At 62.0% G+C, this 6,117-nt stretch carries 9 protein-coding genes; all 9 read right to left on the bottom strand.

All coding sequences use genetic code 11. The annotated features are described in order from the left end of the window. On the bottom strand, positions 1-384 hold a 384-nt coding region (locus tag EN749_RS28530), incomplete at its 3' end, for a phosphotransferase (protein ID WP_145991035.1). A gap of 5 nt (positions 385-389) precedes the next feature. Next, positions 390-1,400 carry a 4-hydroxy-3-methylbut-2-enyl diphosphate reductase gene (ispH, locus tag EN749_RS28525; protein WP_023808604.1) on the bottom strand — a complete coding sequence of 337 codons (1,011 nt, stop codon included), beginning with the start codon at positions 1,398-1,400 and terminating at the stop codon, positions 390-392. An 88-nt stretch (positions 1,401-1,488) separates the two neighbouring features. Continuing rightward, positions 1,489-2,244 carry an SURF1 family protein gene (locus EN749_RS28520; RefSeq protein WP_189367766.1) on the bottom strand — a complete coding sequence of 252 codons (756 nt, stop codon included), beginning with the start codon at positions 2,242-2,244 and terminating at the stop codon, positions 1,489-1,491. Beyond that, positions 2,241-2,645, bottom strand: coding sequence for a DUF983 domain-containing protein (locus EN749_RS28515; RefSeq protein ID WP_127395867.1), 405 nt, complete (start codon positions 2,643-2,645; stop codon positions 2,241-2,243). The genes EN749_RS28520 and EN749_RS28515 overlap by 4 nt, the downstream gene beginning before the upstream one ends. 56 nt (positions 2,646-2,701) lie before the next feature. Beyond that, entirely contained in the window at positions 2,702-3,193 is a 492-nt protein-coding gene (locus EN749_RS28510) for a L,D-transpeptidase family protein (protein ID WP_127320373.1), read from the bottom strand. Positions 3,194-3,286: 93 nt separating this feature from the next. Next, positions 3,287-4,168, bottom strand: coding sequence for a cytochrome c oxidase subunit 3 (locus EN749_RS28505; protein WP_127270321.1), 882 nt, complete (start codon positions 4,166-4,168; stop codon positions 3,287-3,289). A gap of 1 nt (position 4,169) precedes the next feature. After that, positions 4,170-4,802: a cytochrome c oxidase assembly protein gene (locus EN749_RS28500; RefSeq protein ID WP_127395869.1), complete on the bottom strand. Its 633-nt coding sequence runs from the start codon at positions 4,800-4,802 to the stop codon at positions 4,170-4,172. Further along, positions 4,802-4,960 carry a hypothetical protein gene (locus tag EN749_RS28495; protein ID WP_128364407.1) on the bottom strand — a complete coding sequence of 53 codons (159 nt, stop codon included), beginning with the start codon at positions 4,958-4,960 and terminating at the stop codon, positions 4,802-4,804. Before EN749_RS28495 ends, EN749_RS28500 begins: the two co-directional genes overlap by 1 nt. Positions 4,961-4,962: 2 nt before the next feature. Next, the gene (locus EN749_RS28490) at positions 4,963-5,907 is read right to left on the bottom strand and encodes a heme o synthase (protein ID WP_127320379.1); all 945 of its coding nucleotides are present in this window, start codon (positions 5,905-5,907) and stop codon (positions 4,963-4,965) included. Positions 5,908-6,117: the final 210 nt, after the last annotated feature.

Here is a 6,117-nt window from a genome sequence, read left to right as displayed (position 1 = left end):
CAACTGCGCCAATGCCTTGCCGACCTCGGCACAATGCGTTGCTGTGGGCCGCCGCAACGAAAGCCCTTCCAGGAAGGTGATGATGACCGCCGGCCGGCCGGCGAGCGTGCCGATGACGCTGCCGTCATGCGCGGTCACCGGCAGCGGGCAGGACACGCCCTTGTTGGCGAGATGGCCCATCAGCCCGAGGAAAAACGGCAAATCCGCCTTCTCGACGCGCTTCTCATAGAGCGTCAGGATGTAGGAGCCGCTGGAGGTGTGCAGCAGAAAGTTCGAGTTCTCGGTGCCTTCGGCGATGCCCTTGTAGGACAGGAGATCGCCGACCGGATAGTGCTTCAGGAATGCGCCGAGTTCGCCTTCCGCAACGTCGGTGTAGACCGCCATGTGGCTTACGCGGCTCCATTGACGAAGGCCATGTCGGCCCGCGTCAGTTCGACATCGCGCAATACCCGCATGACCGGAAAATCCTCCGTTTCCGTCGCCGTGATGGCCAGATCGATCGTTACATCGAAGCGTTGCCGGAACGCGTCGATGATCTCGTCGACGATGATTTCGGGCGCCGATGCGCCGGCCGACAGGCCAAGCGTCGAGATGTTGCCGATGTCATTCCACGGAATCTCGGCGGCGCGCTGCACGAGAAGCGACATGGTGGCGCCTGCACGCTCCGCGACTTCGACAAGTCGTCGCGAATTGGAGGAATTCGGCGCGCCGACGATCAGATAGAGATCGGCACCCGGCGCGGTGTCCTTGACCGCTTCCTGGCGGTTGGTGGTGGCATAGCAGATCGATTCCGCCGCTGGTGCCTGCAGCGCCGGAAAGCGATCCTGCAAGGCGCGGATGATGCCGGCGGTGTCCTCGACAGACAATGTGGTCTGGGTAACGAAGCCGAGCGCCTGCGGATCGGCGGGCGAGAGCTTTGCGGCATCGGCTTCGGTTTCGATCAGTGTCACCGCTCCGTCCGGCAGTTGGCCCATGGTGCCGATCACTTCGGGATGACCGGCGTGACCAATCAACAGCACATGGCGGCCGAGCCGCTGATGGCGCATCGCCTGCTTGTGGACCTTCGACACCAGCGGGCAGGTGGCATCGAGATAGAAGAGATTGCGCGCCTTCGCATCCGCCGGCACCGATTTCGGCACGCCATGCGCCGAGAACACGACGGGCGACTGCCGATGTTCGGCCGGTATCTCGGAGAGTTCCTCAATGAAGACGGCGCCAAGGCTTTGCAGCCCCTCGACGACGTAGCGGTTGTGCACGATCTCATGGCGGACATAGACCGGCGCGCCATATTTCTTCAGCGCCAGTACGACGATCTGAATGGCACGGTCGACACCGGCGCAAAAACCGCGCGGCTGGCAGAGCCGGATCGTCAGAGGTGGTTTGGTGGTTGTCTGAAGCATTAAATCCGGGCCGGTTGATCAAAGCCGAAATGAAGTGCGCACCCCTGCCCTGTCAAGGGCATCGGTTGAAAGCGGGCATCAGCCGCGTTCATTCGTCTTTCGCGGGACGGCGAAGCCGCAGGATGAGCACGGCTGCGAGCGCCGCGGCAAGCCCGTACCAAGTCATCGCATATTGGAGATGGCTGTTCGGGAGATCGATGATGGTGACGCCGCCAACCGGCAAGTCGCCTGGGTTTGGCGTCTTGTCTGCGTCGATGAAGATCGGCACCAGCGCGGCGCCCGCCGGCAGACCGGCGCTTGCAGCCATCACGTCGCGGTCCTTCCAGTAGAAGATGTTCTTCGCCACGTCGTTGTCGGGAAGCATCATCGACGGCTTGCCCGGCAGCGGGTTGCGGGCCAGCCCGGTGACCGTCACACTGCCAGCCACCTGTCCCTTGGCGCGCTTGGCGGCGTCCTTCAGATCGTAAGGCACGAAGCCGCGATTGATCAGGACGAAGCGTCCGTCGTCGAGCGCCAGCGGCGTGTAGACATTGAAGCCGGCATCACCCTCCCAGGTCGCGTAGAAATGGCGTTCGCCTTGATGCAGGAACGTGCCGGTGACGGTGACAGGCGTGTAATCGACATCCCCGGTGGCGGCGAACTCTTTCTCGACCGCAACCAACGGCAAGGGCGCCGAATGGGTGCGCTGGTCGATGGTCTGCAGAAGGCCTTCCTTCCAATACAGGCGCTGCATCTGCCAGGTGCCGAGCACCAGCAGGATCAGGAACAGCACAAGGCCAAGGCCGAGCAGCAATGCCGATCGCGGCCGCGAACGACCGTCAGTTCTAAGGGAAGCCTCGCTCATTCGCCGCGATCCAGCCGGCCCTCGGCCGCTTGGTTGCGGTATTGCAGCGTCAGCAGCACGCCCTTGATCAGCCGCAGCGCCGTCAAGCACAGCACAACAGCCAGCGGAATCCAGACCAGCAGATGCAGCCAGAGCGGCGGGCTGAGCGTGACTTCTACCCAGAGCGCCAGGCCGACGATGATAAAGCCGATGATCAGGATCACGAACACCGCCGGCCCGTCGCCGGCATCAGCGTAGGAATAATCGAGGCCGCAATTGACGCATCGCTTGCCGACGGTGAGGAAGCCGGAAAATAGCCGCCCCTCGCCGCAGCGCGGGCAACGGCCATGCAGGCCGGCCGAGATCGGATCGATCGGCGGCCAGATCGCCCTATCTTCACTCTTGGAAGAGTCGTCGCTCATTGCTTACCGCTCGATTTCAGATCGACCGGCAACCAGTTCATATTGCCACTCATTGCCTACCGCTCGATCTCGATCGGTGTGCCATCGGCCACCATCGCCCAGATTTCGTCCATATCGGAGTCCGTAACCGCAATGCAGCCGTCGGTCCAGTCGACCAATTGAAGCAGCCAGCCCCACCAGCCATAACCGTTTGGCTGGCCGTGGATCATGATCATGCCGCCCGCGTCGACATTGCGCGCCCTGGCGGCCGCCAGATCGTCGGTGTTGGGGTACGAAATATGGATCGATCTGTGCGCGATGCTGTTCGGGTTGCGCCAGTCGAGGACATAGTTCCCCTCGGGCGTGCGTTGATCGCCCTCCTGGTGCTTATGCCCGACAGGATCGCCGCCGAGTGCGATGCCGTAGCTGCGCAGGATCTTGCCGTCGCCGATGAGTTCCAGCCGGCGTTCGGCTTTGTGGACACGCACCAGATCCACCTTCTCGCCGGCAAAGGCCGGGAGTGCCGCGATCATCAATGCGCAAATGGCCCGGAAAATTGTCAGCCGCATTGGCTATCGATCAGCGATCATTGCGCCAAAAAGAAGAAGGCGGCCACATTGCCGCGGCCGCCCCTCCCCAAACGGAAATTCCTCAGGCCAGGATCAGTGGCCCTCGATCACCGCGCCGACCGATCCCCAGACGTAGATCGAGGCGAACAGGAACAGCCAGACCACGTCGACGAAGTGCCAGTACCAGGCGGCCGCCTCGAAGCCGAAATGTTGCTTGGGGGTGAAATCACCCTTCATCGCCCGGATCAGGCAGACCAACAGGAAGATGGTGCCGATGATGACGTGGAAACCGTGGAAGCCGGTCGCCATGAAGAAGGTGGCGCCATAGATGGAATCCTTGAAGGCGAACGGAGCATGCATGTACTCGTAGGCCTGCACCATGGTGAACAGCATGCCGAGGCCAACAGTCAGCACCAGGCCGTTGATCAAGCCTTTGCGATCGCCATGGATGAGCGAATGGTGCGCCCAGGTCACCGTGGTGCCGGACAGCAGCAGGATGACGGTGTTGTAGAGCGGCAAATGGAAGGGGTCGAGAACTTCCATGCCCTTCGGCGGCCAGACACCGCCGGTAAACGCGGTGCGGGCATATTGCTGGACTTCGCTCGGAAACAGGCTGGCATCGAAATAGGCCCAGAACCAGGCAACGAAGAACATTACCTCCGAGGCGATGAACATGATCATGCCGTAGCGCAGATGCAGCGACACGACACGCGTGTGATGGCCCTCATGCGCTTCCTTGATCGTGTCCGACCACCAGGCGAACATGGTGTAGAGGATGATCACGAGACCGATGAAGAACAGCCATGGATTGGCGATGTTGAAGCCGAAGATCGGGAACGAGCCGCCCTTCAGGTATTCCATCAAGCAGACGCCGCCAAAGGCGGCGACAAGTGCGCCTACCGATCCCAGGAAAGGCCACGGGCTCGGGTCGACGAGATGATAGTCATGCTGTGGTTTTGCGTGCGCGTCTGCCATATCAACCCCCGAGATTTGCTTCGGTATTCGAAATTGTCTTGCTATTGCCCTTGGCCGGCTCCGAGGAGGCGACCGGCTTGGCCTTCTCGACCGGGAACATCGTATAGGACAGCGTGATCGTCTTCACGTCCTTCAGTTCCGGCACATTGACGATGTCGGGGTCCACGTAGAACAGGACCGGCATGTCCAGTGTCTCGCCGGGCTTCAGCGTCGTGTCGGTGAAGCAGAAGCACTCGACCTTGTTGAAATAGGGACCTGCCAGTTCAGGCTGCACGTTGAAGGTGGCGCGGCCGGTCACGGGACGATCGAACTTGTTGGTCGCCTGATAGTGCGCCTGCACGGTCTCGCCGATCTTCATCGTCATCGAGCGCTGGACCGGCTGGAACTCCCACGGCACGCCAGCGATGTTGGCATCGAAGCGGACGGTGATCTCGCGGTCGAGCACGCGGCCGGCATACTGCTTCTCGGCACGTTGCGTCGTGCCGCCATAGCCGGTCGCCTGGCAAAACATCTTGTAGAGCGGCACCGCGGCATAGGCCATGCCGATCATGCCTGTGAAGAAGGCGAGGCAGACAGCCGCGACGATGACGTTGCCGTTCTTGCCAGCCGCTTTTTTAGAGGTCTCGACGCTCATCACATCGTGCCCAGATTGTGGCCGAACTTCACGATCGTCGCGACGTAGAAAATGAACACCAGCAGCGCCAGCGCCACACCGATGGCGATAGAACGGCTGCGCTGCGCCTTCTTCTGACGCTCGGTCAACGTGACGGTCTCGAGCTTTTCCTCGATCATGGTCATGCTCCACCCATGGCAAGCGCGCGTTCGACAACGCTGTCGGCCAGATAGGCAGCGAAGATGGCGAAGAGATAAAGCAGCGAATAGGCGAACAGGGCCTTGGCCGGTTTCATGACGCGGTCATCGTCGGCCATGCCAAGCACTTTCCACGCGTACCAGACAAAACCGACTCCCAGAAGCAGGGCGGCCACGCCATAGAACGGCGTGGTGTAGCCAAGCAGCCACGGCAGCACGCCGACCGGGGCCAGCACCAGCGCATAGGCGAAGATCTGGCGGCGGGTCGAAGCGTGGCCGGCGACGTTGGGCATCATCGGAATGCCGGCCTTGGCATAGTCCTCGGACTTGAACAGCGCCAGCGCCCAGAAATGCGGCGGCGTCCACAGGAAGATGATCAGGAACAAGACAATGCTTTCGAGGCTGACTGTCCCGGTCACCGCGGCCCAGCCGATCACGGGCGGGATGGCACCGGCGGCCCCGCCGATGACGATGTTCTGCGGCGTCCAGCGCTTCAGCCACATCGTGTAGACGACGGCGTAGAAAAAGATGGTGAAGGCGAGCAGCGTCGCCGCCAGCCAGTTGACCAGCACGCCGAGCGTCATCACCGACAGCACCGACAGCACCAGCCCGAAGGTCAGGGCTTCGTGCGGCTGGATGCGACCGGCGGGGACCGGGCGGTTGGCGGTCCTGGTCATCACGGCATCGATGTCGGCATCGTACCACATGTTGAGCGCGCCGGAGGCACCAGCACCTATTGCAATAGCCAGGATGGCGATCACCGCCAGCAGAGGGTTGATGGTCACGGGTGCGGCGACAAGGCCGACAAAGGCGGTGAACACCACCAGCGACATGACGCGCGGCTTCAGCAGCGCGAAGAAATCGCCCGCCGTCGCTTCCGACATGCGAAAGCCCGCTTCGTCAATCAATGGGTCGTCGACAAGGGCCATGCGTACTTAAGTCCATCATCCGTTGGCCAAAACCGCCGGCGGACCGGCGGTTTCGTATTCGAGCGGGCAGCCGCCTTACTTGATTTTCGGCAGCTGTTCCCACTGGTGGAAGGGCGGCGGCGAAGGCAGCTGCCATTCGAGCGTCGTTGCGCCCTCGCCCCATGGGTTGGCGCCGGCGATCCGCTTCTTCTGGAAGGCCTCGAACACACC

Origin of the sequence: Mesorhizobium sp. M7A.F.Ca.ET.027.02.1.1, from assembly GCF_004022985.1 — a bacterium.
In the GTDB taxonomy this organism is placed as follows: domain Bacteria; phylum Pseudomonadota; class Alphaproteobacteria; order Rhizobiales; family Rhizobiaceae; genus Mesorhizobium.
This window is presented reverse-complemented; position numbering and strand designations above follow the sequence as displayed.